The 25,950-nt window shown below is 71.7% G+C and carries 27 protein-coding genes; 22 read left to right on the top strand and 5 right to left on the bottom strand.

Annotation, left to right across the window (positions count from 1 at the left end):
- Positions 1–94 precede the first annotated feature (94 nt).
- The 6 genes from AOM03_RS12135 (at position 95) to AOM03_RS12160 (ending at position 7,275) form a co-directional block, all read left to right on the top strand.
- Complete coding sequence (locus AOM03_RS12135) at positions 95–2,518, top strand: glycoside hydrolase family 94 protein (RefSeq protein ID WP_062381732.1); 2,424 nt, start codon at positions 95–97, stop codon at positions 2,516–2,518.
- Positions 2,519–2,690: 172 nt separating this feature from the next.
- Positions 2,691–3,890 (top strand): anti-sigma factor domain-containing protein, encoded by a 1,200-nt coding sequence (locus tag AOM03_RS12140; protein ID WP_062381734.1) that lies wholly within the window; start codon positions 2,691–2,693, stop codon positions 3,888–3,890.
- 424 nt (positions 3,891–4,314) lie between these two features.
- Positions 4,315–5,124 (top strand): DUF4397 domain-containing protein, encoded by an 810-nt coding sequence (locus tag AOM03_RS12145; protein ID WP_062381779.1) that lies wholly within the window; start codon positions 4,315–4,317, stop codon positions 5,122–5,124.
- A gap of 93 nt (positions 5,125–5,217) precedes the next feature.
- Positions 5,218–5,952 carry a class F sortase gene (locus tag AOM03_RS12150; RefSeq protein WP_062381736.1) on the top strand — a complete coding sequence of 245 codons (735 nt, stop codon included), beginning with the start codon at positions 5,218–5,220 and terminating at the stop codon, positions 5,950–5,952.
- Positions 5,952–6,545, top strand: a complete 594-nt coding sequence (locus AOM03_RS12155) for an RNA polymerase sigma factor (RefSeq protein ID WP_062381738.1) — start codon at positions 5,952–5,954, stop codon at positions 6,543–6,545. Before AOM03_RS12150 ends, AOM03_RS12155 begins: the two co-directional genes overlap by 1 nt.
- The gene (locus AOM03_RS12160; protein WP_062381740.1) at positions 6,532–7,275 is read left to right on the top strand and encodes an anti-sigma factor; all 744 of its coding nucleotides are present in this window, start codon (positions 6,532–6,534) and stop codon (positions 7,273–7,275) included. Before AOM03_RS12155 ends, AOM03_RS12160 begins: the two co-directional genes overlap by 14 nt.
- 219 nt (positions 7,276–7,494) lie before the next feature.
- On the opposite strand, the gene AOM03_RS12165 is transcribed toward AOM03_RS12160, so the two are convergent.
- Positions 7,495–8,157 carry a potassium channel family protein gene (locus tag AOM03_RS12165; RefSeq protein WP_062381742.1) on the bottom strand — a complete coding sequence of 221 codons (663 nt, stop codon included), beginning with the start codon at positions 8,155–8,157 and terminating at the stop codon, positions 7,495–7,497.
- Positions 8,150–9,559, bottom strand: a complete 1,410-nt coding sequence (locus tag AOM03_RS12170) for a TrkH family potassium uptake protein (protein WP_062381743.1) — start codon at positions 9,557–9,559, stop codon at positions 8,150–8,152. The genes AOM03_RS12165 and AOM03_RS12170 overlap by 8 nt, the downstream gene beginning before the upstream one ends.
- Before the next feature lie 170 nt (positions 9,560–9,729).
- On the opposite strand from AOM03_RS12170, the gene AOM03_RS12175 reads away from it, so the two are divergent.
- The 3 genes from AOM03_RS12175 to AOM03_RS12180 all read left to right on the top strand — a co-directional run bounded on the left by AOM03_RS12175 (position 9,730) and on the right by AOM03_RS12180 (position 11,095).
- Positions 9,730–9,966, top strand: a complete 237-nt coding sequence (locus tag AOM03_RS12175) for a helix-turn-helix domain-containing protein (RefSeq protein WP_062381745.1) — start codon at positions 9,730–9,732, stop codon at positions 9,964–9,966.
- A gap of 86 nt (positions 9,967–10,052) precedes the next feature.
- Positions 10,053–10,151: a 30S ribosomal protein bS22 gene (locus AOM03_RS12565; RefSeq protein WP_005504750.1), complete on the top strand. Its 99-nt coding sequence runs from the start codon at positions 10,053–10,055 to the stop codon at positions 10,149–10,151.
- A gap of 152 nt (positions 10,152–10,303) precedes the next feature.
- Complete coding sequence (locus AOM03_RS12180; RefSeq protein ID WP_162197286.1) at positions 10,304–11,095, top strand: aquaporin; 792 nt, start codon at positions 10,304–10,306, stop codon at positions 11,093–11,095.
- Here the strand turns inward: AOM03_RS12180 and AOM03_RS12185 are convergent.
- Positions 11,036–12,931, bottom strand: a complete 1,896-nt coding sequence (locus AOM03_RS12185; protein WP_062381748.1) for a BglG family transcription antiterminator — start codon at positions 12,929–12,931, stop codon at positions 11,036–11,038. The genes AOM03_RS12180 and AOM03_RS12185 overlap by 60 nt on opposite strands.
- A gap of 286 nt (positions 12,932–13,217) precedes the next feature.
- Here AOM03_RS12185 and AOM03_RS12190 point away from each other — a divergent pair, with 286 nt between their 5' ends.
- From AOM03_RS12190 to ptsP, 6 genes are all read left to right on the top strand, one after another.
- Positions 13,218–13,541 carry a PTS sugar transporter subunit IIB gene (locus AOM03_RS12190; protein ID WP_062381749.1) on the top strand — a complete coding sequence of 108 codons (324 nt, stop codon included), beginning with the start codon at positions 13,218–13,220 and terminating at the stop codon, positions 13,539–13,541.
- A 41-nt stretch (positions 13,542–13,582) separates the two neighbouring features.
- Positions 13,583–14,836: a PTS sugar transporter subunit IIC gene (locus tag AOM03_RS12195; protein ID WP_227589989.1), complete on the top strand. Its 1,254-nt coding sequence runs from the start codon at positions 13,583–13,585 to the stop codon at positions 14,834–14,836.
- Positions 14,837–14,899: 63 nt separating this feature from the next.
- Positions 14,900–15,268: a PTS lactose/cellobiose transporter subunit IIA gene (locus AOM03_RS12200; protein WP_062381751.1), complete on the top strand. Its 369-nt coding sequence runs from the start codon at positions 14,900–14,902 to the stop codon at positions 15,266–15,268.
- Positions 15,265–16,713 (top strand): glycoside hydrolase family 1 protein, encoded by a 1,449-nt coding sequence (locus tag AOM03_RS12205; RefSeq protein WP_062381752.1) that lies wholly within the window; start codon positions 15,265–15,267, stop codon positions 16,711–16,713. Before AOM03_RS12200 ends, AOM03_RS12205 begins: the two co-directional genes overlap by 4 nt.
- 14 nt (positions 16,714–16,727) lie before the next feature.
- Positions 16,728–17,000, top strand: coding sequence for an HPr family phosphocarrier protein (locus AOM03_RS12210; RefSeq protein ID WP_062381754.1), 273 nt, complete (start codon positions 16,728–16,730; stop codon positions 16,998–17,000).
- A 13-nt stretch (positions 17,001–17,013) separates the two neighbouring features.
- A complete protein-coding gene (gene ptsP / locus AOM03_RS12215; RefSeq protein WP_062381756.1) occupies positions 17,014–18,681 on the top strand; it encodes a phosphoenolpyruvate--protein phosphotransferase in 1,668 nt (555 codons plus the stop codon).
- 55 nt (positions 18,682–18,736) lie between these two features.
- On the opposite strand, the gene AOM03_RS12765 is transcribed toward ptsP, so the two are convergent.
- Both AOM03_RS12765 and AOM03_RS12220 read right to left on the bottom strand, forming a co-directional pair.
- Complete coding sequence (locus AOM03_RS12765; RefSeq protein ID WP_156157750.1) at positions 18,737–18,925, bottom strand: hypothetical protein; 189 nt, start codon at positions 18,923–18,925, stop codon at positions 18,737–18,739.
- Between the two features lie 214 nt (positions 18,926–19,139).
- Positions 19,140–19,985 carry an HAD family hydrolase gene (locus AOM03_RS12220; protein ID WP_062381781.1) on the bottom strand — a complete coding sequence of 282 codons (846 nt, stop codon included), beginning with the start codon at positions 19,983–19,985 and terminating at the stop codon, positions 19,140–19,142.
- A gap of 48 nt (positions 19,986–20,033) precedes the next feature.
- On the opposite strand from AOM03_RS12220, the gene AOM03_RS12225 reads away from it, so the two are divergent.
- Genes AOM03_RS12225 through AOM03_RS12255 form a run of 7 tightly spaced genes read left to right on the top strand, consistent with a single transcriptional unit; the run spans position 20,034 to position 25,917 of the window.
- On the top strand, positions 20,034–20,270 hold the full coding sequence (locus AOM03_RS12225) for a glutaredoxin family protein (RefSeq protein ID WP_062381758.1): 237 nt from the start codon (positions 20,034–20,036) through the stop codon (positions 20,268–20,270).
- A gap of 17 nt (positions 20,271–20,287) precedes the next feature.
- A complete protein-coding gene (locus tag AOM03_RS12230; RefSeq protein WP_062381761.1) occupies positions 20,288–20,899 on the top strand; it encodes a histidine phosphatase family protein in 612 nt (203 codons plus the stop codon).
- Positions 20,896–21,459 carry a TlpA family protein disulfide reductase gene (locus tag AOM03_RS12235; protein ID WP_062381763.1) on the top strand — a complete coding sequence of 188 codons (564 nt, stop codon included), beginning with the start codon at positions 20,896–20,898 and terminating at the stop codon, positions 21,457–21,459. Before AOM03_RS12230 ends, AOM03_RS12235 begins: the two co-directional genes overlap by 4 nt.
- Positions 21,459–22,208 carry a cytochrome c biogenesis CcdA family protein gene (locus tag AOM03_RS12240; protein ID WP_062381764.1) on the top strand — a complete coding sequence of 250 codons (750 nt, stop codon included), beginning with the start codon at positions 21,459–21,461 and terminating at the stop codon, positions 22,206–22,208. The genes AOM03_RS12235 and AOM03_RS12240 overlap by 1 nt, the downstream gene beginning before the upstream one ends.
- On the top strand, positions 22,205–23,788 hold the full coding sequence (gene resB, locus AOM03_RS12245) for a cytochrome c biogenesis protein ResB (protein WP_062381766.1): 1,584 nt from the start codon (positions 22,205–22,207) through the stop codon (positions 23,786–23,788). The genes AOM03_RS12240 and resB overlap by 4 nt, the downstream gene beginning before the upstream one ends.
- Complete coding sequence (gene ccsB / locus AOM03_RS12250; protein ID WP_062381768.1) at positions 23,785–24,741, top strand: c-type cytochrome biogenesis protein CcsB; 957 nt, start codon at positions 23,785–23,787, stop codon at positions 24,739–24,741. The genes resB and ccsB overlap by 4 nt, the downstream gene beginning before the upstream one ends.
- Positions 24,742–25,917, top strand: coding sequence for a glycosyltransferase family 4 protein (locus tag AOM03_RS12255; RefSeq protein WP_062381770.1), 1,176 nt, complete (start codon positions 24,742–24,744; stop codon positions 25,915–25,917).
- Positions 25,918–25,950 lie beyond the last annotated feature (33 nt).

Here is a 25,950-nt window from a genome sequence, read left to right on the forward strand (position 1 = left end):
GGGCGCTCTGTCGCAATGGTCGAAACGCTTCGATAGAGTGGGGGCGTCGGCGGCACGATGCGGTGGCCGCCCCAGCCGGAAGGGAACCCCCAGCATGCAGTTCGGTCACTTCGACGACGAGGCTCGCGAGTACGTCATCACGACGCCCCACACCCCCTACCCGTGGATCAACTACCTGGGATCCCAGGAGTTCTTCGGGCTCGTGTCCCACACGGGTGGCGGCTACTGCTTCTACCGCGACGCGAAGCTGCGCCGCCTCACGCGCTACCGCTACAACAACGTGCCCGTCGACGACGGCGGCCGCTACTTCTCGATCAACGACGGCGGCGACGTGTGGAGCCCCGGCTACCGCCCGTACAAGACCGAGCTCGACTCCTTCGAGACGCGCCACGGCATGGGGTACACCCGCATCACCGGCGCGCGCGGCGGCCTCACCGCCTCGGTCCTGCTCTTCGTCCCCGTCGACGTCAACGCCGAGATCCACCGCGTCGAGCTCACGAACACGACCGACGCCCGCAAGGACGTCGACCTGTTCAGCTTCGTCGAGTTCGCCCTGTGGAACGCCGAGGACGACCAGACCAACTACCAGCGCAACCTGTCCATCGGCGAGGTCGAGGTCGAGGACGGCGCGATCTTCCACAAGACCGAGTACCGCGAGCGCCGCGACCACTACGCGGTCTACGGCGTCAACGCGCCCATCGCGGGCTTCGACACCGACCGCGACACCTTCCTGGGCTTCGGCAACGGCTTCGACGAGGCCGCCGTGCCGCACGCGGGCCAGTCGCAGAACTCGGTCGCGTCCGGCTGGTACCCGATCGCCTCGCACCACCTCGAGGTCTCGCTCGAGCCGGGCGAGTCGCGCGCCTTCACCTTCGTGCTCGGCTACCTCGAGAACCCGCGCGACGACAAGTGGGAGGCCCCCGGCGTGATCCGCAAGGACGGCGCCCGCGAGCTGCTCGCCCGCTTCGCGACCGACGAGGCCACGCTGGCCGAGTTCGACCGCCTCACCGCGCACTGGGACTCGCTGCTGGGCAGCTACACCGTCGAGTCGGGCCACGACAAGCTCGACCGCATGGTCAACACCTGGAACCAGTACCAGTGCATGGTGACCTACAACATGTCGCGCTCCGCGTCCTTCTTCGAGACCGGCATGGGCCGCGGCATGGGCTTCCGCGACTCCTCGCAGGACCTCCTGGGCTTCGTCCACCTGGTCCCCGAGCGCGCCCGTGAGCGCATCATCGACATCGCGTCGACCCAGTTCGAGGACGGCAGCGCGTACCACCAGTACCAGCCGCTCACCAAGCGCGGAAACCACACCCTGGGCTCGGGCTTCAACGACGACCCGCTGTGGCTCATCCTGGGCGTCGCCGCCTACATCAAGGAGACCGGCGACTTCGCGATCCTCGACGAGCAGGTGCCGTTCGACAACGACGAGTCCAAGGCCGAGTCGCTCATGGAGCACCTCAAGCGCTCCTTCGACTTCACCGTCAACAACAAGGGCCCCCACGGGCTGCCGCTCATCGGCCGCGCCGACTGGAACGACTGCCTCAACCTCAACTGCTTCTCCACGGAGCCCGGCGAGTCCTTCCAGACCACCGGGAACCGCACCGGCGGCGTCGCCGAGTCGGTCTTCATCGCCGGCATGTTCGCCGCGATCGGCCCCGAGTACGTCGCCCTCGCGCGCCGCCGCGGGGACGATGCGGAGGCCGCCCGGGCCGAGCAGGCCATCGAGGAGATGAAGGCCGCGGTGCTCGAGCACGGTTGGGACGGCGACTGGTTCCTGCGCGCGTACGACTACTTCGGCAACAAGGTGGGCTCCGCGGAGAACACCGACGGCCAGATCTGGATCGAGCCCCAGGGCTTCTGCATCATGGGCGGGATCGGCGTCGAGGACGGGCGCGCCGCCCGCGCCCTCGACTCGGTGCGCGAGCGCCTCAACACGCCCCACGGCATCGTCCTGCTCAACCCGCCCTACCGCGAGTACCACGTCGAGCTGGGCGAGGTGACCTCCTACCCGCCGGGCTACAAGGAGAACGCGGGCATCTTCTGCCACAACAACCCGTGGGTGATCATCGCGGAGACCGTCATCGGCCGCCCCGAGCGCGCGTGGGAGTACTGGAAGCAGATCGCCCCGGCCTACCGCGAGGAGCAGTCCGAGGTCCACCGCCTCGAGCCGTACGTCTACGCGCAGATGATCGCGGGCAAGGACGCGGTGCGCCACGGCGAGGCCAAGAACTCGTGGCTCACCGGCACGGCGTCGTGGAACTTCATCACCGTCTCGCAGTACCTGCTGGGCGTGCGCCCCGACTGGGACGGCCTGCGGATCGAGCCGTGCATCGGCGCCGAGGTGTCGGACTACACCGTCCGCCGCACCGTGCGCGGCGCGGAGTACGTGATCCGTGTGGCGAACTCCGGCGGCACGGAGCCGTCGCTGGTCGTCGACGGGCGGCCGCTCGACGGCACGGTGGTGCCGTACGCCGAGCCCGGCTCGGTCGTCGAGGTGTCCGTCACCGTCTGATCCTGCGAAACCCCCGGACCGTGCGTCCGCGGGTCTCCGCATCCCGCGCGCCGGGTCGCCTTCGGGCGGCCCGGCGCGCGGCGTCTGCGGGCTCGAGCGGGGCCCGAGGGCCCTCGTGTGCACGCCCGCCCGCGTGAGAGACTGGCCTATCGGTCGCGGAGAGGGGGCGTGCATGGACGACGCCGGTTTCGCGCGCGCGTACGCGCGCTCCGCGCCCCTCGTCCACACGCTGGGGCTGTCCTCGCTCGGCTCGGTCGACGAGGCTGAGGATCTGGTGCGCGACGTCTTCGTCGCCGCGGCCCGGGACGATGCGCGGGGCGCCGGAGCGCTCGAGCCCGAGGCCCTCGTGGGGGCGGCGGCGACGCGCATCGGCACCACGCTGGAGTCGCGCGCGCGGGAGCAGCTCGCGCTGCTCGACCGCGACGCGCCCTCGACCGCTCCGGTGAGCGACGTCGAGTCCGTGTCCGAGGCCGCCGAGCGGCTGCTGCTCGCCGCCGCGCTCGAACGGCTCCCGGCCGAGGATCGCGAACTGCTCGAGCGCGTGCTGGTGCGCGGCGAGGACCGCGAGGAGCTCGCGCTGATGCTCGGCCTCGCGGAGGAGGAGCTCGCCCGTCGGCTGGTCGACGCGCTCCTGGCCCTGTGGACCGGCCCGCGGCTCGACGCCCCGCACGCGCCTGCGGCGGCGCTCGCCGCGCGGGCGTTGCGGATTCCGGCCGCCGACGACCATCGCGCGCATATCGCCCAGTGCCGCGACTGCAAGCAGGCGTGGCGTGGCCTGCACGACCTGAGCGGGCGCATCGCCCGCGGCTCCGGCGGTGCGGCGCTCGTGCCGCCGCGCGCCACGCTGGAGGACCGGGTGCGCCAGGCCATCGCCTCGGGCGAGGTAGTCGAGCCGGCGCGCGACTGGCGCCAGGAGGCCGCCGACCGCGAGCGGCGCGAATTGCGGCGCCGCACCATGATCATGGGCGTCGGCCTCGTCCTCATCGGCCTGTTCGCCGGCCTCGCCGTCGTGGTCTCCCAGTGGCTGGTCGAGCCCGAGCGCGACGTGATCGCCGCGGCCCCGCTGACGGATCCCCGCACGGGCGGCACCGACGACGTCGGCGAGCTCGAGGTGCATCTCCGTGACGGCGGCAGGCGGGTGCTGTCGATCCGCGGGCCCTTCTCCGAGTATCCGGACGCCTCCCTCGTGGTGTGGCTGACCGAGACCGGCGGCCATCACGAGCGCATCGGAGTCCTGGCGTCCTCCTACGCGGAGATCCCCGTCCCCGAGGGGCTCGACCTCACGGATGCCGCGATCAGCATCACGCGCGAGCCCTGGGCCGGGGACCTCGAGCCCGTGGGCGAGGTCGTCGCGATCGCGCTGCTCGGCTGACGCCCGCGTGGGGTCCCCACCCCCGTGCGGCCCCCACGCCCGTGCGGCCTCCACCCCCGTGCGGCCTCCACCCCCGTGCGGCCTCCACCCCCGTGCGGTCCGGGACAATGTGGACCGCAAATGAAGCCGCTTTGCGCCCTGCGGGACGCTGAGGACCGATGCAGGGTGGCGGCGGCGGTCTCCACTGTCCCGCAGGGCGCGAGTCAGCCCAAGAAGCGGTCCTGAGTGTCCCGGTCCGGCGGAGGCTGGCTGAGGCCGGCGCGGGGAAGGCCGGCGAGTCCGGGCGACGGCGGCGCGCGGGAGACGCAGCCCCAATTCTGCTCACAGCGAAACTTCGCCGGTCCTGCATCCAGAACCCGCGCATCGTCGGAAGTCCCTCATGAAGGCCCGCCGCACCCGGTGGCGGCCGGAAATGGAGGGAATCATGCGCACCTCGATCCTTGCCGGCGCCGCTGCCGGCACCCTGCTCGCGGCCGGTGCGGCCGCCCCCGCGTTCGCCGACGACCACATGGCCAGCCTCTCCGTGCTGCACGGCGTCCCTGACCTCACGGTCGACGTGTACGTCAACGGTGAGCTCACTCTCGACGACTTCGCGCCCGGCGACCTGGCCGGTCCGCTCGAGCTCGAGCCCGGCACCTACTCCGTGGCGCTCACGGCCGCGGACGCCACGGATGACTCGGCCCCCGTGCTCGGCCCCATCGACCTGCCGCTCGAGGGCGGGATGAACTACACCGCCGTCGCGCACCTGGACGAGGCGGGTGACCCCACCGCGAACCTCTTCACCAACGACACGTCCGAGACCGCCGCGGGCGAGGGCCGGCTCACGGTCCGCCACACCGCCGCGGCCCCCGCGGTCGACGTGTGGGCCAACGGCGAGGTCGCGTTCGAGGACCTCGCCAACCCCGACGAGGTGATGACGGACCTTGCGGCCGGCACCATCGAGGCGGCGGTCTCCGTCGCGGACGACTCCAACCCGGTGCTCGGCCCGGCCGACGTCCCCATCCAGGAGGGCGTCAACACCATCGTCTACGCGTGGGGCTCGGCCGACGCCGGCAACCTCGACCTCGCGGTCCAGACCGTCGACGTCCACTCGGCCACGCCGTCCGCCGTCGCGGCCGGCACCCAGGGATTCGCCGACACCTCGTCGGGCTTCCCGTACGCAGCCGTGGCCCTCGGACTGGGTCTGCTCGCGGCGGCGGGCCTCGGCGCCCGGGCCGCGGTCCGCACCCGCTGACGCATCCGTCCGAGACCACCCCAGGTGCGGGGCGCGCCCTCCCCCCTATGGCGCGCCCCGCACCGCCCCGCATCTTCGTCCCCTGGAGTCACCATGCGCCTCGCCCCCGCCCTTGCGGTTCTCGCGCTCGCCGCGTGCACCCCGGTCACGACCGGGGACGATGCGACGGCGGGCCCCTCCGGCGCCCTCGCCGGGGATGTCGTCGCCTCCGTCGAGGTGCAGGCGCCGGTCGCGGCGCCGGGCGTCGCCTCTCCGGCGGCCGAAGCCCCGACTCCGGCGCCCGACGCCCCGCTCCCCGCGCCCACCCGCGCGGGCGCACCCGAGGTGACCGTCGCATCGTCCTCCGTCACGGACGTCCAGGTGGCGCCCGCGCCGGTGCGTCTCCAGGTCGAGCGCTTGGGGATCGACATGGAGATCGTGGGGGTCGGATACGCCGCGGACGGAGGGATGGAGCTGCCGGCGACCGCGGCGACGGCGGGCTGGTTCCGGCTGGGCGGCAACCCGTCCGGCGGCCTGCGCGCCGACGCGAACACGGTGGTGGCGGCCCACGTGGACGACCCGAGCGGGCTGGGCCCGTTCGCCGCGCTGCGCGAGGCGCGGCCCGGCGACCGCGTGGTCGTGACCGACGCCTCCGGCGCGACGTGGTCCTACACCGTCGAGCGCGTCGAGCAGACCTCGAAGCCGGACGTGGACTTCTCGGCGGTGTTCGCGCGCGACGGCGACCCGCGGCTGGTGCTCGTCACGTGTGGTGGACGCTGGGACGCGGGTGCGCAACACTACGAGGACAACGTCATGGTCTGGGCGGCGCCGGAGGGAGGCGCCGGGTGATGGTCGTGACGACGGCGACGAGGGCGGTGCGGATGGCGGCGGAGCAATTCCCGTCCGAGGACCGCGCGCTCGACCACGAGTTCGCCGCCGGCGCGGAGGGCTCGCTCGAGCGGCTCTATGCGTCCGCCTCGCGGCTGGTCTACACGCTCGCGCTGCGCGCGCTGGGCGACGGCGCCGAGGCCGAGGACGTCACCCAGCAGACCTTCGTCTCCGCCTGGCGCACGCGGGAGGGCTACGACCCTGAGCGGGGTTCGGCCCGCGCCTGGGTGGTCGGGATCGCGCGCCGGCGCATCGCCGATGCGCTGGATGCCCGGGCGCGCGAGCGTCGCCGGGTCGAGGCGGTCGCCGCGCGACCCGAACCGGTGGCCGAGGATCCGCTCGACGGCCACGCGCAGCGCATCCTGGTGCGCGCCGAGGTCGAGGGGCTGGGCCCGCCCCGGAATCAGATCGTGGAGCTCGCGTTCTTCGAGGGCTGCACGCACCAGCAGATCTCCGAGCGGATGGACATGCCGCTCGGCACGGTGAAGAGCCATCTTCGCCGCTCACTGATCGAATTGCGACGTGGATTGGAGGCCGCCGATGCGTCACTGTGACGACGAGGTGCTCGCCGCGCTCGCCTTCGGCGACCCGGTGGGCGCGGAGGATTCCGCCCACGTCGAGTCCTGCGCCGCCTGCCGCGCCGAGGTCGCCGAACTGCGCGCCTTCCAGGAGGTGCTGGTCGAAGCCGGCGCGGAGGGCCCGCTCGCGGCGCCGCCCGCGCGGGTGTGGGAGGGGATCCAGGCCGAACTGGCCCAGGACGAGGCGACCGGGCGCCGGCCCGAGGCGATCCTGCGGGCCGAGCCCGTCTCTCTCGCCGAGCGGCGCGCGCGCCGCGAGCCCCGCCACCTGTTCAAGCCATGGATCGTCGGCGCCGCCGCGGCGGCCGGCGTGGTCGTTGGCGGCGTGGGCGTGGGGCTCGTGATGGCGGGCGGCGACTCGTCGCCCCAGCAGGCCGTCGTGGCGCAGGCCGGCCTCGCGGATCTTGCCACGGAGCGGTCCGTGGGCGAGGCGCGGGTCGAGCGTCGCGACGACGGCACCGAGGTGCTGGTCATCGAGACGGAGTACGCGCCGGCCGAGGGCGGCGCGCTGGAGGTGTGGCTGATCGAGCCCGAGATCGTTGGGATGGTGTCGCTCGGCTTCCTCACCGCCGATGCGCAGGAGTTCGAGATCCCCGCGGGCTACGACGTCGCGGCGTTCCCCATCGTCGACATCTCCGTCGAGCCGTCGGACGGCGACCCGACGCACTCGGGCGACTCGGTCACGCGGGGCGTGCTCGAGAGCTGAGCCGTGGCGCCGCGCTCGGTCCGGGACAGTGTGGACCGCCAGCAAGCGGTTCTCGCGCGCTTCGGGACAGTGAGGACCGCTGTGGCCCAACGGCCGCGGTCCCCACTGTCCCGCACCGCGCACAGACCCCGGATCTGCGGCCCTGAGTGTCCCGGACGGCGGCGGGCGCCGGGCGGCGGTCGGCGCCGGGCGCGGCAGGCCGGCCGCGCCGGAACCCCGCTACGGCCGCTGGGAGAAGCGCTCGAGGAGCTCGCCCTCGCCAGCGACCACCAGGAGGTCGTCGGGGCCCACGATGGTGTCCGGCTTCGCGTACTCGAAGTCCCGGCCCTGGGCCTTGACGCCGATCACGTGGACGCCGTACTTCTCCTCGAGCCCCAGCTTGTCGAGCGAGAAGTGGTGGGTCTCCTTGGGCGGGCGCATCTTCACGATGGTGAAGCCGTCCTCGATCTCGATGTAGTCGAGCATGCGGCCGCCCACGGAGTGCGCGACGCGCGCGCCCGCGTCCGCCTCGGGCAGCACCACGTGGTGGGCGCCGATGCGCTCGAGGATGCGCTTGTGCTCCGTCGAGGTGGCCTTGGCCCAGATCTCGGGCACGCCTGCGTCGACCAGGTTTCCGGTGATGAGCACGGACGCCTCGAGCGAGGTGCCCACGCCCACCACGGCCGCGGCGAAGTCCTGCGCGCCGATCTGCTCGAGGGCGCGCGGGTCGGCGCCGTCGGCCTCGACGCAGGGCAGGCGTCGCGACCACCACTCGACCAGGTTCGGGTCGCGCTCCACCGCGAGCACCTCGATATCCATCGAGTCGAGGGTGTCCGCGAGCGCGGAGCCGAACCGCCCCAGGCCGAAGACGAGGACGCCGGTGCGGGAGTCGTTGCTAGCCAATGAGCGGCCTTTCTGACGGGTAGCGGATCACGCGCCGCTGACGGTTGAGCGCGAGGGCCGCGGCGATCGTGACCGACCCGAGGCGTCCCACGAACATCAGTATGGTCAAGGTGAGCTTGGCGTCGGCCGGCAGATGCGACGTGATGCCCGTGGACAGGCCGCACGTGGCGTACGCGGAGACCACCTCGAACAGCACCTCGTCGAGCCTCAGCCCGATGGTGCCCGGCCGATACGGCAGGAACACGTCCGTGGTCTGCGCGAGCATGATGCCCGAGCCCAGGATCACGAACGCCAGCGAGATGACCGTCACCGCGACGGCGAGGCGCAGCACCTCGGTGCCGATGCGCTTGCCGAACGCCTCGATGTCGCGGCGGCCTCGCGCCTCCGCCCAGATCGCGAGGATGAGGACCGCGACGGTGGTGACGCGGATGCCGCCCGCGGTGCCGCCCGAGCCGCCGCCGATGAACATCAGCACGTCCTCGAGCAGCCACGTGTGCTCGTGCATGGAACCGTGGTCGATCGCCGAGAACCCGCCGGAGCGCTGGTTGATCGACACGAAGAGCGTCTGCCACACCTTGGTCGCGTGATGGTATTGGCCCAGCGTCGCGGGGTTGTTCCACTCGAACAGCGCGAGCATGCCCGCGGAGATCACGGACAGCAGGCCCACCATGACGAGCGTGAGCTTCGTGTGCAGCGACCACTCGCGCGGGTGGCGCCACGACCGCAGGAGGTTGAGGTAGACGGGGAAGCCCAGGCCGCCGATGAACACGCCCAGCGCGATGGGCGCGCGGAACAGCGGGTCCGAGGCGAACGGGATGATGCCGTTGGGGTCGGGCACGAATCCGGCGTTGTTGAACGCGGAGATCCCGTAGAAGATCGCGTGCCAGATCGCGGTGGGGAGGTGCTCGTGATGGGCGAGGAGCCGCCAGAACAGCACGAACGCGATCGACAGCTCGGTCGCCGTGGACACGATGATGATGGTGCGCAGCAGCTGGCGCACGTCGCCCAGGCCGGTCGCGCGCGCCTCGCCGGCCGCGAGGATGCGCTGCGTGAGGCCGATGCGCCGCGAGACCGCGAGCCCCAGCAGCGACGCGAGCGTCATGATGCCCAGGCCGCCCACCTTGATGGCGAACAGGATGACGCCCTGGCCGAACCCCGACCAGTACGAGCCCGTGTCGACCGTGACCAGGCCGGTCACGCACACCGCGGAGGTCGCGGTGAAGAGCGCGTCGATGAACGGCGCGCGCACACCCGACTGGGTGGCCTGGGGGAGCGACAGGAGGCCCGCGAAGAACAGGGTGACCAGGCCGAACGCGCCGAGGGCGAGGCGCGCGGGGGACTGCAGCCCCACGCGGTCGAACCACTCCCTCGCGCGCTCACGCGCGGCACGCAGGACGGGCATCGGTCTCCTTCATCGCCGCGCCGGGGCGCGGGGTGGCCGGGAGCCCGGACGGGGTCCCCACCCCCCATCATCGTCACGTGTCGCACACTTCACAACTGTCACTCCAGCACCTACAGTGGGGAATGCATCCGGCCGATGACAGGGCAGGACGCATCGAAGGGACAACACACATGGCAGACAGCCCGCAGCGCACCTCGTTCATGACGGTGAACGAGGTGGCCCAGATGGTGCGTGTGTCCCGCATGACCGTCTACCGGTGGATTCACGCGGGCGAACTGCCCGCGGTGCGCTTCGGACGGTCCTTCCGCGTGCCCCAGCAGGCCGTCGAGCACTTCATGGAGCAGGCCGCCATGGCGGGGGTCCGTTATCACGAAGATGACGAGCAGGCGACCGGCACGGTAGGCTAGGCGGCTGTCTGTCGCGTCCAGCGCGATCTGGACGTCGGCGTGCTCGTCACGCTCCGCAGCAACTGTCATCGAATGAGGTAGGTCCCGTGGGTTCTGTCATCAAGAAGCGTCGCAAGCGCATGTCGAAGAAGAAGCACCGCAAGCTGCTTCGTAAGACGCGTCACCAGCGCCGCAACAAGAAGTAAGGGCGAAACGCCCTCGCGAGGCCCGCATCGTCCCCGGACGGTGCGGGCCTTCTGCCTTTCCAGGGACGATGCGCCGGTCGCGCACTCGCGTTCCGCGGGCGCGGAAGCGGCTCGCCTGTCCAGCGCGCCGGAGCGCCGGTCGAATGGGGTTCATGATCCTGAACCGTGTCCGCGTCGCAGTTGCGCGTGTTCTGCCAGAGCGGGTGGCGCTGCCCGCTCTGGTGGAGCTGTTGCTCACCACCGCGCTGATCTTCCTGGTCGTCCTCGCCGTGCGCTACGTGTTCGGCACTCCGTTGGGTCCTCGACCAGAGTCCACCGTAGGCAGCCTCGCACTGATCGGAATCGTGGTGGGGGTGCTGCTCTGGGTCGTCATCGAGTCGCGACCAGGCCGGTACAGCGGTGGTCATGTCAATCCGGCGATCACCGTGCCGCTGTGGATCCTGGGGCTGTGCCCGCGCGAGCGCGTGCTGCCCTACGTCGGCGCCCAGTTGCTGGGCTCGGTGCTCGGCACGTGGCTCGCGGACGTGGCGACCGGTGGGGAGGTGGCTGAGATCGGCTATGCACTCATTCGGCCCGCGGCATCGGTTGCTGGCGCCACGGTGCTGGCGGTGGAGGCCGGCGTGGGCGGAGTGCTGGTGTTGGCGGTCGCATGGACTGTCGCGCGCCTGCCGCGCGTCCCGGTCTCGGTGGTGATCGGCGTCTTCGTCGCGGTCCAGCTAGTAGCGCTCGGCCAGTGGACCGGTGGTGTGTTGAGCCCCGCCCGCCAGTTTGGATCCGCGGTCCTGAGTTCGGAGCTGGCTGTCGCGGCCCCGTCGTTGGTCGGACCAATCCTGGGTGCAGCGCTGGCTGCCACCCTGATCAGGCAGGCCGGCTGGTGGTCGCCGTCAGCGGTCGAGCAGACCGCCGAGCGTGCGGACGAAGCTCGCGTAGCAGCGGGCGCCTGACAGCAGGGCGGACACGCTCGCGGGGTCGTTCAACACACCGATCAGCTGGTCGAGAACCGTCCGGAAGACGGCGCGCTGGTCGGGGCTGACGGCCAACAGGACCACCAGGCGCACCGACGCGTCGCCCCACGGCATCGCCCGGTCCGCCACCATCACGGAGATGCCTGTCGCTCGGGCGTTGTGGAGCAGGGAGTGTGGCACAGCGAACTGCGGGCCGAACGCCGTGGACGAGCGGCGCTCGCGGTCGAGCACATCGTCGATGAAGGCCTCGTCGACGTACCCTTCGCGGTGCATCGTGGCGCACATGCGCTCGAGTGCCTCCTCCCGGGAGCCCGCGCGCTCGACCGCGTGGAACAGGGCCGGGTCGACGAGCGACAGCACCTGCGAGCGCAACTGCTGCTTGGAGATGCGGGCGCGCTCGGAAGCGATGGCGCTGCGCACGCGCGCAATGTCATCCGCGCTCATGAAGGGGCTCACGCGGACCACCGGGGCGGCGACGTCCGGACCCAGGTCGACGGCCGAGACCACCAGGTCCGTCGTGACCTGGGACCAGTCATGGTCGAGAGCGGTGATGATGTCCTCGACCACCGCGGCATCGGCGGTCGCCTCACGCAGCCGCCGCGCGGCCTCCGTGTGGAGGTCGTGGTACTGCGGCACCACGCAGGACACCCGCACCATGGGTCCGCGCTCGAGCTCGCGCTGGAAGAGCGTGCCCAAATGGAAGGAGAGGAAGTCAACCTCGCCGCCGCGGATCTGGACGCCCGCCCGCGCCTCGAGCGCGCTGGCGAACAGCAGCGCCATCTCGTGGAGGAGCGGGTGCATCGACTTGAACGCCCCGCCCAGCGGGTTGCGCAGACCGCGCCCGGTGCGTGCACGGGACAGCAGTGTCTGCACGTGCAGGCTCAGCCCGCTGAGGCTGCGCTCGTCCGCGACCTCGAGGCCGTAGTACTCGGAGACGACGCGCATCGAATCGTGCACCAATTGCCGCACTTCGGTCGTGGTATCGGGGCTCTCGGAGTCGCCGAAGCGCGCGACGATGATGTCGCAGAGCAGTGCGCGTTCCTCGGGGGGCAGCGTGGTGCCGCACATCGTCTCGATCGCCTCGACCACGCCGTCGAGCGCGGGGGCCTGCGCCCCCGTATGCCCGGAGATGCTGTCGATCGTGTGGCCGGCCCGCACCCGGTCGGCGGCGATCACCAGGTGGATCACCAGATCGTTGAGCGCGTACTCGTTGACGTTGAGGTCGCATGCCGCCAACGCCGCGCGGGTGCTGCGGCGCAGGGCGCGCACGTCGAGGTCGGGATAGTCCTGCTCGAAGGCGTGCAGCGCCGCCGGGTTGGCGCCTTCGGCGGCGTCGAGCAGCACCTGGCGCACCAGGCGCCGCTTGTTGCGCTCGCTACCTTCGACGCGCACGGTGCTCCGGTCGCGCCGCAGGCGCAGGTCGTGGATGACGAAGAGTTCGCGGACCCGCGTGAGGTCCGCCTCGATCGTTTCGAAGCTCACCGCGAGGCGCTGAGTGAGGTCGTCCACCGACACGCCCTCGGGCGCCGCGACCACCTCGCGCGCGATGAAGCACAGGCGCTGGCGCGGGGTGTCGATCCGGCGGCGACCGTGCCCCTGGCGCGATCGATATCGCTGGTACATGGCGATATCGAGGGTGTAGCCCTGGTGGGAGGCCTGCACCATCGTGGTGCCGGCGCGCGCGTTGAGCGCCTTGACGTCCTGGCGGATGGTGCGGCTGGTCACCTCGAGCGCGGTGGCCAGCACGGCCCCGGGCACGGGCGCGGAGGCGTGGCGCAACTCACGGAGCAGTGCCTCGCGGCGGTCGATGGTCATCGTTGTCCTTCGATCGAACGGAATTACCGAGTATCCGAGGGCGCGATGCGGCCAGTTGGGGGCGAAGGTCCCGATTTCCGCCGTCGCGGAAGCGGTTTGGGGCGGCGCGGGCTTCCGCGACCGCGGAAGCCGTGTGCGGCGGTGATCAATTCCGCGGCCGCGGAACCCCGTTGCCTGTCGAAAGGGCTTGCGCAACCGCGAGGGTGGGTCCACGGCAAGCTCCCGCCGACAAGATGGCGGGACCGGACGCGGGGCACGAAGACGTGCGCCGCGGAGAGGAGCTCCGATGAGCACCACGCGAGTTTTGCTGGTCTGCGGATCAGGCGCCAGCAGCGGTTTCATGGCGGCGAACATTCGCAAGGCCGCGACCGCGCAGGGCATGGACGTCAGCGTCATCGCCCGCAGCGAGAGCGAGATCGAGAACTACGTCGAGGACATCGACGTCCTCATGGTGGGCCCGCACCTGGCCTACATCGTCGACGAGGTCGACGAGTACATCGGTGACAACCCCGTCACCGTCATCCTGATGAAGCCCGCGTACTACGCGACGCTCGACGGCGAGCAGGCGCTCGCCCACATGCTCGCGGAGACGGGGGTCCCCGCATCATGAACAAGGTCGTCTCTTGGCTCGAGACGGAGTTCGCTCCCCGCATGACGAAGGTCAACACCAACGTGTGGGTCGTCTCGGTCCGCGACTCCATCATGCAGATCCTGCCGTTCATCCTGGTCGGCTCGGTCTTCGTGATGCTGGCCATCCTCAACGACTACTTCCCGTCGCTGCCGAGCTTCTGGACCCCGTTCGGCTGGACCATGGGGCTCATCTCGCTGTTCGTCTCCTTCCTGGTGCCGTTCAACCTGATGGAGAAGAAGCGCCTGCGCAAGCAGCGTCTCATCGCCGGGCTCACGGGCCTGTCGCTCTTCCTCGTCATCATCACCCCGCAGGTGATCGCCGACGGCGAGGTCGGCTTCGGCCACTCGGCGCTCGGTGCCGGCGGCATGTTCGTCGCGCTGTTCTCCGGTCTGTTCACCGGCCTCGTGATGTCGCTGTTCGGCAAGTTCACGTTCTTCAAGGAGGACTCGGCCATCCCCGAGTTCGTCCGCGCGTGGTTCGACGCGATGATCCCGATCGGCCTCATCGTGGCCACGGGCTGGGTCGTCGTGGACATCGTCGGCTTCGACCTCTACAACATGGTGCTCGGCGTGTTCATGCCGCTCGCAGGCGTGATCGAGACCCCGTGGGGCTTCACCCTGCTGATGATGCTGTACGTGTTCCTGTACTCGATGGGCATCAGCTCGTGGGTCCTCACCCCGGTGGCGCACCCCGTGATGCTCGCCGCGATCACCGCCAACATGGCCGGCGACGCGGAGAACCTGGTGACCTCGGCCACTGTCTACTCGGCCTACCTGTGGGTCGGCGGCATCGGCTGCACCATGCCGCTCGTCATCATGCTCATGCGGTCGCGTGCCAAGCGCCTCAAGGCGCTGGGCCGGGCCTCGGCGGTGCCCGCGGTGTTCAACATCAACGAGCCGGTCGTGTTCGGCGCGATCGCCTGGAACCCGATGCTCATGGTGCCGATGTGGCTCCAGGGCCTGATCCTGCCGCCGCTGGTCTGGTTCTTCACCAAGACGGTGCACTTCGCCCCGATCCCGATGCGCCAGTTCGAGATGTGGTACGCGCCGTTCCCCCTCGCCACCTGGCTCACCACGGGTGCGATCACCGGCATCCTGCTGATGGCGCTGATCGTCGCGGTCGCGACCGCGATCTGGTTCCCGTTCTTCCGTGCCTACGAGCGTCAGGTCGTTGAGCAGGAGACCGCGGAGCTCGCCGCGAAGGAGGGCAAGAAGGCCGCTGAGGCCGCCCGTCGCGAGGCCGCAGACACCATCCAGGTCGCCACCCCGGCCTGATTCAACCTCGGACGGGCGCCCGGGCCACGGGCGCCCGCCCACCCCTCAAGGAGACACACCACCATGACCAACGACCCCATCGTCGCCGCGTCGATGCAGATCCTGCTCGGCTCGGGCGACGCCCGAAAGCTCGCCGCGGAGGCAGTCGCCGCACTGGCCGTCCCGGACTTCGACCTCTCCGAGGAGCGCCTCGACGCCGCACAGGCCAAGCTCAAGGCCGCGCACGCCGTGCACACCGACATCATCCAGTCCGAGGCGGGCGGCGAGGGCAGCCAGATCGGCTTCCCCGTTCTCTTCAGCCACGCGCAGGACACGATGATGTCCACCGACTCCGAGATCAAGAGCGCGCGCCGTCTGGTGCCCGTGGTCCGCGGGCTCCACGACCGCCTCGCGGCCGTCGAGGCCGTTCTCGCTGCGGAGGTGGCCCGATGATCAACCTGTCGAACCCCGCCGCCGGCACCTTCCCCGAGACCTTCCTCTTCGGCGGTGCAATCGCCGCCAACCAGGCCGAGGGAAACTGGCAGGTTGGCGGCAAGGGCTGGTCCCTGGCCGACCTCAACCGCTACGCCGGAGAGCTCGCCCCGCACGAGCGCAACAACTTCGAGACCACGACGGACGAGGTCCGCGCCGCGATGGAGGACTCCGTCGGTCGCTACCCCAAGCGTGACGGCATCGACTTCTACAACACCTTCGACGCCGACCTCGAAATGATGGCCGGGACCGGGATGAACTCCTTCCGCACGTCGATCTCGTGGGCCCGCGTGTTCCCGAATGGCGACGACGCCGAGCCCAACGAGGAGGCGCTCGAGTACTACGACCGTCTCATCGACTCGATCCGTGCCCACGGCATGGAGCCGGTCATCACCGTGTCCCACTACGAGATGCCGGTGGACCTCACGCTGCGATACGACGGCTGGCACTCGCGCGAGCTCGTCGACCTCTTCGTCAAGTACTGCGAGGTGGTCCTCCGCCGCTACGCAGGCAAGGTGAAGTGGTGGATCCTGGTCAACCAGATCAACCTCATCAAGCACGAGTCCTTCAACCACCTCGGTGTCGCAGCGGACCGCGTGGAGGACCTCTGGTCGGCGAAGTATCAGGCTATCCACCACGAGCTCCTGGCCTGCGCCAAGGCCACCCGCATCGGTCGCGAGATCGACCCCGAGTACCGTTTCGGTGTCATGCTCGCGCACGGCAACCAGGACCCGGCCTCCCCGCGTCCCGAGGACCGGCTCGCTGCCCTGCAGCAGAACCAGATGGAGTACTTCTTCTCCGACGTCGCGCTGCGCGGCGAGTACCCGGGCTACGCGCGTCGATTCTTTGCGGACCGCGGCATCGAGGTGACGGCCCAGCCGGGCGACCTCGACGACCTGGCCGCGGGCACCGCCGACTTCTTCTCCTTCTCCTACTACTTCACCCGCATGGTGGACGCAGAGTCGTGGAAGACGCGCAGCTACCTCACGAACCCGCACCTCGAGGCCAACGAGTGGGGGTGGGAGGTCAACCCGACCGGGCTCCGCGTGGCGCTCAACGAGTACTGGGACAGGTATCAGGTGCCCATCATGATCGCGGAGAACGGCTTCGGTCACCGCGACGAGGTCGGGCCCGACGGCACCATCCGCGATGACTACCGCATCGCGTACATGCGCGACCACCTCAAGGCCGTGCGCGACGCGATTGCGGACGGCGTCGACGTGGTCGGCTGGTACTGGTGGGGTCCCATCGACATCGTCAGCTGCTCCTCGAGCGAGATGGCGAAGCGCTACGGCTTCATCCACGTCGACCTCGACGATGAGGGTGCGGGCACCGGCGCGCGCACCCCCAAGGAGAGCTACCGCTGGTACACCGACGTCATCGCCTCGCGCGGCGCGACGCTCTAGGAAGGACGCTCATCATGGCAACACGCACCGTCGAGGTCGGCTCGTCCGTCGGCCTGCACGCCCGGCCCGCCTCGCTGTTCGTCGAGGCGGCCCAGGCCACCGGTCTCGCCATCGAGATCGGCCGTCCTGACGCCGACCTCATCGACGCGGCGAGCATCCTTGGCGTCATGGCGCTCGGCGTCAAGCACGGCGAGCCCGTGCGACTCGTGGCCGAGGGCGACGGCGCCGACGCGGCGTTGGACTCCTTGGTGGAGTTGCTCGAGCGCGACCTCGACGCGGAGGCCTGACGTGTCAGGACGCATGCCCACCGGCCTGGGCGTGAGCCCGGGCGCGGCGGCCGGACCGGTGGTGCAGGTCGCACCGCCGGTCCGCCCGCCGGCGGACGAGCCCGCACCCGCCGACACCGATGCCGCCACCGCGCACGTGCTCGACGCACTGGCGTCCGTCGCGCAGGAACTCGACGCGCGGGCCGCAGGCGCGGACGCGCACGCGGCACCGATCCTCAAGGCCACCGCGCTCATCGCCCGGGACACGGGACTTGCCAAGGCGGCCGGCGCCCAGGTGAGGGCGGGCAAGGGCCCGGCCAACGCGATCGCCGACGCGGTCGCGGAGTACGCGGCCCAGTTCGAGGCGCTCGGCGGGTACTTCGCCGAGCGAGTCACCGACCTGCGGGACGTCGGCGGTCGCGCGGTGGCAGCCGTGCTGGGTGTGCCCGCACCCGGCGTGCCGACGCTCTCCGTACCGTCCGTCCTGGTCGCTGAGGACCTCGCCCCCGCAGAGACGGCAGCGCTCGACCGCTCGAAGGTGGTCGCGATCGTCACGGAGGAGGGCGGGCGCACGTCGCACACCGCGATCCTGGCCGCTCAGATGGGCATCCCCGCGGTGGTCCAGTTGCCGGGCGCGACCGCGATCGCAGAGGGCACGCTCGTGGCCGTCGACGGCGACAGCGGTGAGGTCATCCTCGACCCCGACATGGCGGTGATCGATGCGCAGCGCGCGCGTCGTGAGGCGCTGAGCGCCGCGCTGGCGGCGGTGTCGGGCCCCGGTCGCACCAAGGACGGGCACCCCGTCGCGCTGCTCGCCAACATCGGCGGGGTGGACGATGCGGTGGCCGCGGGGGCCCAGGACGTCGAGGGCGTCGGGCTGTTCCGAACGGAGTTCGTGTACCTGTCGGCCCAGACCATGCCGAGCGTGGAGGAGCAGGCGGCGGTATACCGCGAGGTGCTCGCGCCTTTCCCCGGCCGTCGCGTGGTGGTCCGCACACTCGACGCGGGGGCCGACAAGCCCCTCGCGTTCGCGAATCTGGGCGAGGAGGAGAACCCCGCTCTGGGCCGGCGCGGACTGCGTCTGTGCGAGGCGCGTCCTGAACTGCTCGAGTCGCAGCTCGAGGCGCTGGCGATCGCTGCGAAGGACACCGGCGCGGACGTCAGGGTGATGGCCCCCATGGTCGCCACGGTCGACGAGGCCGCAGCGTTCGCTGCTCGGGTGCGCGCCCACGGCCTGCAGAAGGCAGGCGTGATGGTCGAGGTGCCCGCCGCGGCGCTACGGTCGCGACACATGATGGCCGAGGTGGACTTCGCCTCGATCGGCACCAACGACTTGGCGCAGTACACCATGGCGGCGGACCGCATGGAGGGGGCGCTCGCGCACCTGCTCGACCCGTGGCAGCCCGCGGTGCTCGACCTGGTGGCAGTCTCATGCGACGGTGCGATGCACCTCGGCAAGCCGCTCGGGGTGTGCGGGGAGTCCGCCGGCGATCCCTACATGGCGCTGGTGCTCGCCGGGCTGGGAGTCTCCAGCCTGTCGATGGCGCCGTCGAAGGTGCCGGCCGTGCGGCTTGCGCTGTCAGTGCACGATCTCGACGAGTGCCGCGCCCTTGCAGACCTCGCTCGCAACGCGAGGTCGGCCGAAGGCGCGCGCGACGCGGTGCGTCGCGCGGCGGCCGAGGAGTTGAGCCGAGTCCTCTGACCGGACTCGAGGGCGGTGCGGCTCCGCGAGGGGTCGCACCGCCCGCACGCAGTGCTCAGGCGGCCGAGCGCGCCGCCCCGTCGAGGCCGCCCTCGGGGCGGGCCTGGATCTCGTCCTCGGCGACCGTCACGCGACGCGGATTCGCGACCCGCGTCCACGGCTCCTCCGCCGGGTTTCCGATGGAACCGCCGGCCGCGACGCCAGCGCCCTCCATTCCTCCCGCTGCTCCCACAACTCCGTCCATGGCCGGCTCCCCCCCGTTGCCCATGCGGTCGCCCGCACGTTTCCGATCCCTCCATGCTTCGCGTTATGTCCGATTTGTCAAGAGCGCAAGCGTCGGCGGCCGCGGGGCCCGGCACCGCAGGCGCGGCCTCGCGCCATGCCCGCGAAGGCCGGTCCGGGCGCCGGAGCAGGGGTGCCGCCGGGAGAGGAGTCGGGTCGGCCGCTGCGGCCGGCCTTCAGAGGTCCTTCGACTCGTCGGCGTGGCCGCGGCGGCGCGGGAGGCGCAGCGCGGTGCGGATCGCGGCGCGGATGCCGCGTCCCACCTGGATGGTGACCCAGGCGGCGCCCGTGATCGAGGACTTGACGATGCCGCGCCGGCCGGACTTGCTGCGCTTGCGGAATTCGCGCACGGGCCAGCCGCGGTCGCGCGCGAGCTTGCGCATGCGGGGGTCGGGATTGATGGGGCAGGGCTTGCCCACCGCCTCGAGCATGGGGACGTCGTTGAGGGAGTCGCCGTAGGCGTGGCTGCGCGCCAGGTCGATTCCGGTTCGCTCGGCCAGCTCGCGGATGCGCGTCGCCTTGAGGTCGCCGTGAAGGAATCCGCCGTTGAGCTTGCCGGTGTAGTAGCCGCCCACGTGCTCGGCCTCGGTGCCCAGCGCGCCGGTGGCGCCCAGGCGGCGGGCGATCATGCGGCCGATCTCGATGGGGCTCGCGGTGACCAGCCACACCTCGTGGCCGCGGGCCAGGTGGGAGTCGATGATCGCCTTGGTGCCGGGGAAGATCCGCATGGCGAGCAGCTCGTCGTAGACCTCCTCGCCCACCGCGGTCATCTCCGCGACGGACCAGCCCTTGATGATCTCGAGGCCGTGCTCGCGCACGTGGTCGAGCTGCTCCTTCGACTCGCCGAAGAGCGTGTAGTTCGCGGTCGCCCACCCGAAGCGCACGATGTCGCTGAAGGTGAAGTAGTCGCGCTGCCACAGGCCGCGGGCCAGGTGGAACGCGCTCGCGCCCCGGACCACCGTGTTGTCGACATCGAAGAATGCGGCCGTCCGGCCGCTCTTGCGATGCGCGTCGGAGGTCACCTCCACACTGTACCCAGGCGAGGTCCCGGCCCTTCTATGCTGACGGGCATGACCGCGCGCGTCCGCCTGTACACCCGTTCCGGCTGCCACCTGTGCGAACCGGCCCGCGAGGTGGTCGCGAGCACCTGCGCGGCGCTCGGGCAGGAGTGGGCGGAGTTCGACGTCGACGCGGACCCGGCGACCAAGGAGCGCTTCACCGACCAGGTCCCCGTCGCCACCGTCGACGGCGAGGTCGTGGGCTTCTGGAGGATCGACCCCGACCGGCTGCGCGCCGCGCTCGTCTGAGGCGGGACAATAGGCCCATGCCCCGCGTCCTCCTGCTTCGCCACGGTCACGTCCACAACCCCGAAGGCGTCCTCTACGGCCGCCTGCCCGAGTTCCGCCTCTCCGAGGAGGGGCGCGCGATGGCCGATGCGGCGGCCACCTTCCTGCGGTCGTCCGGCGAGGACGTGGGCCGGGTGGTGGCCTCCCCGCTGCTGCGGGCGCAGCAGACGGCGCAGCCCATCGCGGACGAGTTCGGCCACGAGCTCGCCACCGACGACCGGCTCATCGAGGCCGGCAACATGTACGAGGGCCAGCCGCTGCCCAAGCCTCGCGACTTCCTCAACCCCCAGCGCTGGTGGGACCTGCGCAACCCGTGGGCGCCGTCCTGGGGAGAGCCGTACAAGGACATCGCGCGCCGCATGGGCGGCGCGATCTACGCCGCCGCGAAGGCCAACCCCGACTCGACCTCGGTGCTCGTGAGTCACCAGCTGCCCATCTGGGTGGCCCGCTGCGCCGCGCAGGGACGCTCGTTCCTTCACGACCCGCGCCAGCGCCAGTGCGCCCTCGCCTCGCTCACGGCCTTCGACATCACCGACGGCCGCATCCGCTTCGAGGGCTACGGAGAGACGGCCGTCGAGGCGCCCCGGTGACGCGGACCGCACGCCTCGCGATCCTCGCCGCCATCGTCGTCGCCGTCGTGCTCTGGCTGGTGGCGTGCGCCCCGCCGGACGCGGCCGACTCGCCGGGCTACGTCTCGGGTGACGGGACCGTGTCGATCATCGCGGACGACGGCGAGCCGCTCGCGCTCGCGGGCACGTCCTTCGCCGGCGAGCCCGTCGACGTGGCCGACCACCGCGGCCAGGTGGTGCTGGTCAACACCTGGTACGCGTCCTGCCCGCCGTGCCGCGCCGAGGCCCCCGACCTGGTCGAGCTCGACGCGCGTGACGACGTCCAGGTGATCGGCGTCAACGGCCGCGACGACGCCCCGACCGCGCTCGCGTTCGACCGCACCTTCGCCGTCGAGTACCCCAGCATCGACGACGCGGACGGCGCGGCGACCGCCGCGCTCCAGGGCGTGGTCGCCATGAACGCGGTGCCCACCACGCTGGTGCTCGACACCGAGGGCCGGCTGTACGCCCGCGTCATCGGCCGCGCGGAGGCCTCCACCCTGGCCGCGCTGGTCGACGACGCCCTCGCGCGAGACGCCTGATGGGTGCGGACTTCGCCGGCATCGCCCTGTCCGGGTCCATGCTCGCGGCCCTCCCGGTCGCGGTGCTCGCGGGGCTGGTGAGCTTCGCCTCCCCGTGCGTGGTCCCGCTGGTGCCCGGGTACCTGGGCTACGTCTCCGGCATGGCCGGCGCGGGCGGCACCGGCAAGACCACGCGTCCGCGGCTGCTCGCGGGCGCGGCGCTGTTCGTGCTCGGCTTCTCCGCGGTGTTCGTCACGCTCGGCTTCCTCGCCTCGTCGCTCGGGGCGAGCCTCGCGCCGTACCTCAGCGTCATCACGCGCGTGCTCGGCGTCGTCATCATCCTGCTGGGCTTCGCCTTCATGGGCGCCATGCCCTTCCTCCAGGGCGAGAAGCGCCTCCACGTGAGCCCGCGCGCTGGCCTCGCCGGCGCCCCCGTGCTCGGGGTGGCGTTCGGGCTCGGCTGGACCCCGTGCATCGGCCCCACCCTGGCCGCCGTCTTCACGCTGGGGCTGTCCGAGGCCACCCAGGGCCGCGGCGCGCTCCTGGCCGCCGCCTACTGCCTGGGCCTGGGGTTGCCGTTCCTGCTGCTCGCGCTGTGGTTCGAGCGCTCCAAGGGCGTGCTCGGGTGGCTGCGCCGGCACCGCCTCGCGCTCATGCGGGTGGGCGGGCTGCTGCTCATCGTGCTGGGCACGCTGCTGGTGACCGGGCTGTGGGAGCGGCTCACCGCCGAGCTGCAGGGGTGGATCGACGGCTTCTGGGTGGCGGTGTGAGGCTCGACAACTACGCGGTCGCCGACGCGCCGCGGCTGGGCGTGCGCGGCTGGCTGCGGTGGGTGTGGCGGCAGGTCACCTCGATGCGCGTCGCGCTCCTCCTGCTGCTCCTGCTCGCCCTCGCCGCGATCCCCGGCTCGATCCTGCCGCAGTGGCCGCAGGACGCGGCCGCCGCGAACGCCTTCGTCGCCGCGAACCCCTTCTGGGGGCCGCTGCTCGACGCGACGGGCTTCCTCGACGTGTTCGGCTCGGCGTGGTTCACCGCGATCTACCTGCTGCTGTTCGCCTCGCTCATCGGCTGCATCGCGCCGCGCGCCGTTGCGCACGCCCGCGAGCTGCGCGCCCCCGTCGCCGCCGCGCCCAGCCGGCTGGACCGCTATGAGCCCACCAGCGCATCGTCCCCCCTCACCCCGGCCGATGCGGTGGCCGCCGCGCGCGCCACCCTCCGTCCGCGCGGGGGCGCCTGGGGCGCGCTCGGCGGCACGCGCGTGCGGGTCGACGAGCGCGACGGCGCCGTGGCGCTGGCCGCGGAGACCGGGCACCTGCGCGAGCTGGGCAACCTGGTGTTCCACGCGGCGCTCGTGGGGGTCCTGGTCGCGATGGCCGCGGGGGAGTTGCTGACGTTCCGGGGGCAGGCGATCATCGTCGAGGGCCGCTCGTTCACCAACGCGGTGGTCGCCTACGACACGTTCGACTCGGGCGCGCTGTTCGACGAGGCGGACCTGGAGCCGTTCATGCTGCGGCTCGACCGCTTCGACTCGGCGTTCGACGACACGGGCCGCCCGCTGAGCTTCGCCGCGCAGGTGACGCTCGCGCGCCCCGGCGAGGACGGCGAGGCCTCGACCATCGAGGTCAACCGGCCGCTCGAGGTCGACGGCGCCAAGATCTACCTGCAGGGCAACGGCTACGCGCCGGTGCTGACGGTCCGCGACGGCGCCGGCGAGGTGGCCTCCTCGGGTCCGGTGGTGTTCCTGCCCACGGATGCGGCGTACACCTCGCAGGGCGTCCTCAAGGTGCCGGACGTGTCGACGGGCCCGCAGCTGGGCTTCAAGGCGACGCTGTACCCGAGCGCGGTCGAGGGCCCCTTCGCCATCGCCTCCGTGCACCCGGATCCGGCCAACCCGGTCATCATGATGCTGGGCTACGAGGGCGACCTGGGGCTCGACGCGGGCATCCCGCAGAACGCCTACCGGCTCGACGAGTCGCAGCTGAGCCCCCTGCGCGGCGAGGACGGCCAGCCGGTGACGCTGCGGCTCGCGCTGGGCGACACGGTCGAGCTGCCCGACGGGCTGGGCACGGTGACGTTCGAGGAGCTGCCGCGGTTCGTCGCGCTCGACCTGCGCGCGGACCCGTCGCTGCCGTGGCTGCTGGTCGCGGCGCTGCTCGCGCTCGCGGGGCTGTCGGTCTCGCTGTTCGCCTCGCGCCGCAAGGTCTGGGTGGTCGCGCGCGAGGAGGGCGGCACTACTGTGGTGACCGTCGCCGGGTACGCCCCCGGGCACGATGCGGGGGCCGCCCCCGTGCGCGCCCGCGTCCTGGCCGCGGCCACCGGCGATGAGGCAGGGGAGAGGGATCCGGCATGAACGTGACCGACCTGAGCGTGATGGCCCTGTGGGGCGCCACCGCGCTGTACGCGATCGCGATGGTCGCCTCGGCGATCAACCTCGCGCGCGTCGCCGACGCGCGCGTGCGCGCCAGGGCCGCCGTGGCGGCGGGGGCGCCCGGTGCCCCCGGGGAGGCGACGACCGAGGCGGGCGGCGCATCGTCCCCGGCCCGAGCATCGTCCCGGGCCGCGGGCATCGCCCGCTCGACCACCCTGGTGGGCGCGCTGCTGCACGCCGTGGGCGTGACCGCGCGCGGGATCGACGCCGGGCACCTGCCGTGGACCAACATGTACGAGTACACGATCTCGGGCGCGTTCTTCGCGGTCGCCGTGCTGCTGATCATCCAGCGCCGGCGCGACGTGGCGTTCCTGCAGACCGGCGTGGTGGGCCTCGCGGCCATCTCCGTGGGCCTCGCGCTCGCGGTCCTCTACGCGGAGGTCAACCCGCTGCCGCCCGCGCTGCAGAGCTTCTGGATCGCGATCCACGTGTCCATCGCCGTGATCTCGACCGGCATCTTCACGGTGGCGTTCGTGGCGAGCGTGCTGCAGCTCATGCGCGACTCGCGCGACCGGGGCACGCGCTGGCGGGGCGCGCGGGCGCGGTTCCTCGAGGCGGTGCCGGGCGCGACCGTGCTCGAGGGTCTGTCCTTCCGCCTCAATGCCGTGGGGTTCGTGCTGTGGACCTTCACCGTGATGAGCGGCGCCATGTGGGCGGAGGACGCGTGGGGCCGGTACTGGGGCTGGGACCCCAAGGAGGTCTGGAGCTTCGTCATCTGGGTCGTCTACGCCGCGTACCTCCACGCGCGCACCACCCAGGGCTGGGCGGGCCGCCGCAGCGCGTGGCTCGCGATCGCGGGCTTCGTCGCGCTGATCATGAACTTCACCGTGGTGAACCTGTTCTTCCAGGGCCTCCACACGTACGCGGGGTCCTGAATGAAGATCGCACTGGTGCTGGACGACTCGATCGATCGACCGGACGGGGTCCAGCAGTACGTGCTGACGCTCGCCGCCTTCCTGCGACGCGGCGGGCACGAGGTGCACGTGCTGTGCTCCTCGGCCGGCGCCCGCGAGGACGTCACGGTGCACTCGCTCGCGCGGAACGTGGGCGTGCGCTTCAACGGCAACGACCTGCGCATCCCGCTGCCCACGTCCCGCTACGCGATCCGCAAGTTGCTCGCGCGCGAGGCCTACGACGTCATCCACGTCCAGACGCCGTACTCGCCGCTGTTCGCGGCGCGCGTGGTCGAGGAGGCGCGTGCGCTGCTCAAGGACCGCGTGAGGATCGTGGGGACCTTCCACATCCTTCCCGACTCCCACGTGGCCGCGCTGGGCACGCACGCGCTCGGCGGGGTGCTGCGCCGGTCGCTGGCGATGTTCGACGCGTGGTGCGCCGTGTCCGAGCCGGCGCGCGTGTTCGCGCGCGAGGCGTTCGGGATCGAGGCCCGGGTGATCCCGTGCCCGGTGGACGTGGCCGGGTTCGCGAAGGCGGGGGCCGATGCGGCGGCCGCGCGGGTGGGGGCGTCGCCCGGCGCCGGCGCCGGGGCCGGGGCTGGGGGCGTCGGTGCCGCGGACCGGCGGCTCGTCGTCGCCTTCCTGGGCCGGCTGGTCGAGCGCAAGGGCGTGCTGGAGCTCATCGCCGCGCTGGACGCGATGCGCACGGACCTGCTCGAGCGGGTCGAGGTACGCATCGGCGGCAAGGGGCCGCTGTCCGAGCGGATCGAGGCCGCGATCGATGACGCGGGCCTCGACAACGTCGCGCTCGTGGGCTTCGTGGACGAGGCGGACAAGGCCGCCTTCTACGCCTCCGCGGACGTCGCCGTGTTCCCCGCGACCGGGGGCGAGAGCTTCGGGATCGTCCTCGTCGAGGCGATGGCGTCGGGCGCGGGCGTGGTGCTGGCCGGGGCGAACCCCGGCTACCTGTCCGTGATCGGGTCGCGGCCCGAGGCGAGCGTGGACGCGCGGGACACGGCCGCGTTCGCGCGGGCGCTCGAGGCCCTGGTGGCCGACCCGGACCTGCGCGAGTCGCTCCACGCCGAGCAGGCCGAGCACGTGCGCCAGTTCGACATCGAGCGCGTGGGCGCGCAGGTGCTGGAGCTGTACGGGGCGTAGCGCGGGGGTCTCAGGCGCGCACCGCGCCCCGCG

The organism is Demequina pelophila (assembly GCF_000971175.1).
Lineage (GTDB): Bacteria > Actinomycetota > Actinomycetes > Actinomycetales > Demequinaceae > Demequina > Demequina pelophila.

What these genes read in the sequence shown, in the direction of transcription:
- AOM03_RS12205 (WP_062381752.1), top strand. Translation starts at nt 15,265, where the DNA reads ATGATCAACCTGTCGAACCCCGCCGCCGGCACCTTCCCCGAGACCTTC.
- AOM03_RS12140 (WP_062381734.1), top strand. Translation starts at nt 2,691, where the DNA reads ATGGACGACGCCGGTTTCGCGCGCGCGTACGCGCGCTCCGCGCCCCTC.
- AOM03_RS12180 (WP_162197286.1), top strand. Translation starts at nt 10,304, where the DNA reads ATGATCCTGAACCGTGTCCGCGTCGCAGTTGCGCGTGTTCTGCCAGAG.
- AOM03_RS12225 (WP_062381758.1), top strand. Translation starts at nt 20,034, where the DNA reads ATGACCGCGCGCGTCCGCCTGTACACCCGTTCCGGCTGCCACCTGTGC.
- AOM03_RS12175 (WP_062381745.1), top strand. Translation starts at nt 9,730, where the DNA reads ATGGCAGACAGCCCGCAGCGCACCTCGTTCATGACGGTGAACGAGGTG.
- ptsP (WP_062381756.1), top strand. Translation starts at nt 17,014, where the DNA reads ATGCCCACCGGCCTGGGCGTGAGCCCGGGCGCGGCGGCCGGACCGGTG.
- AOM03_RS12185 (WP_062381748.1), bottom strand. Translation starts at nt 12,931, where the DNA reads ATGACCATCGACCGCCGCGAGGCACTGCTCCGTGAGTTGCGCCACGCC.
- AOM03_RS12190 (WP_062381749.1), top strand. Translation starts at nt 13,218, where the DNA reads ATGAGCACCACGCGAGTTTTGCTGGTCTGCGGATCAGGCGCCAGCAGC.
- AOM03_RS12150 (WP_062381736.1), top strand. Translation starts at nt 5,218, where the DNA reads ATGCGCCTCGCCCCCGCCCTTGCGGTTCTCGCGCTCGCCGCGTGCACC.
- AOM03_RS12145 (WP_062381779.1), top strand. Translation starts at nt 4,315, where the DNA reads ATGCGCACCTCGATCCTTGCCGGCGCCGCTGCCGGCACCCTGCTCGCG.
- ccsB (WP_062381768.1), top strand. Translation starts at nt 23,785, where the DNA reads ATGAACGTGACCGACCTGAGCGTGATGGCCCTGTGGGGCGCCACCGCG.
- AOM03_RS12210 (WP_062381754.1), top strand. Translation starts at nt 16,728, where the DNA reads ATGGCAACACGCACCGTCGAGGTCGGCTCGTCCGTCGGCCTGCACGCC.
- AOM03_RS12200 (WP_062381751.1), top strand. Translation starts at nt 14,900, where the DNA reads ATGACCAACGACCCCATCGTCGCCGCGTCGATGCAGATCCTGCTCGGC.
- AOM03_RS12135 (WP_062381732.1), top strand. Translation starts at nt 95, where the DNA reads ATGCAGTTCGGTCACTTCGACGACGAGGCTCGCGAGTACGTCATCACG.
- AOM03_RS12160 (WP_062381740.1), top strand. Translation starts at nt 6,532, where the DNA reads ATGCGTCACTGTGACGACGAGGTGCTCGCCGCGCTCGCCTTCGGCGAC.
- AOM03_RS12240 (WP_062381764.1), top strand. Translation starts at nt 21,459, where the DNA reads ATGGGTGCGGACTTCGCCGGCATCGCCCTGTCCGGGTCCATGCTCGCG.
- AOM03_RS12195 (WP_227589989.1), top strand. Translation starts at nt 13,583, where the DNA reads ATGACGAAGGTCAACACCAACGTGTGGGTCGTCTCGGTCCGCGACTCC.
- AOM03_RS12765 (WP_156157750.1), bottom strand. Translation starts at nt 18,925, where the DNA reads ATGGACGGAGTTGTGGGAGCAGCGGGAGGAATGGAGGGCGCTGGCGTC.
- AOM03_RS12255 (WP_062381770.1), top strand. Translation starts at nt 24,742, where the DNA reads ATGAAGATCGCACTGGTGCTGGACGACTCGATCGATCGACCGGACGGG.
- AOM03_RS12155 (WP_062381738.1), top strand. Translation starts at nt 5,952, where the DNA reads ATGGTCGTGACGACGGCGACGAGGGCGGTGCGGATGGCGGCGGAGCAA.
- AOM03_RS12230 (WP_062381761.1), top strand. Translation starts at nt 20,288, where the DNA reads ATGCCCCGCGTCCTCCTGCTTCGCCACGGTCACGTCCACAACCCCGAA.
- AOM03_RS12170 (WP_062381743.1), bottom strand. Translation starts at nt 9,559, where the DNA reads ATGCCCGTCCTGCGTGCCGCGCGTGAGCGCGCGAGGGAGTGGTTCGAC.